The sequence below is a fragment of the Sporosarcina sp. P29 genome, assembly GCF_002743265.1.
In the GTDB taxonomy this organism is placed as follows: Bacteria; Bacillota; Bacilli; order Bacillales_A; family Planococcaceae; genus Sporosarcina.
This window is the reverse complement of sequence record NZ_PDYX01000128.1, coordinates 1-385: the sequence shown is the minus strand read 5'-3', so window position 1 is coordinate 385 and position 385 is coordinate 1. Positions and strand designations below refer to the sequence as shown.

Below are 385 nucleotides of genomic sequence, written 5' to 3'. Positions count from 1 at the left end.
TCATCCCGAACTACAAGCCCCTCCCCTCTCTTGTCTTAGCCACTTTTATTGGCAGACAAAAAAAACAGCAGATGAGAATTCTCTGCTGTTTCGGTTCTTATAATGAAGATAAATATTTGAGTAGCGACTCTACTATTCGTGCAGATGCATGGCCATCACCGTATGGGTTATGAGCCTTGGACATTTTTTCGTACTCCGCATCGTCGGATAGCAGCGCGTCGGAAAGTTGGAAGATGTTTTCTTCTTCTGTTCCCGCCAGGCGCAGTGTTCCTGCATCAATACCTTCTGGGCGTTCGGTTGTGTCTCGCAGAACAATAACAGGTTTTCCAAGCGATGGTGCTTCTTCTTGGATACCGCCTGAGTCTGTGAGGATAATGTGCGAACG

General features: G+C 47.0%; 1 protein-coding gene. It reads right to left on the bottom strand.

The genetic code is table 11. From position 1 onward, the window contains the following. Window positions 1-97: 97 nt before the first annotated feature. On the bottom strand, window positions 98-385 hold a 288-nt coding region (locus tag CSV68_RS16875; protein ID WP_199175062.1), incomplete at its 5' end, for a UDP-N-acetylglucosamine 2-epimerase.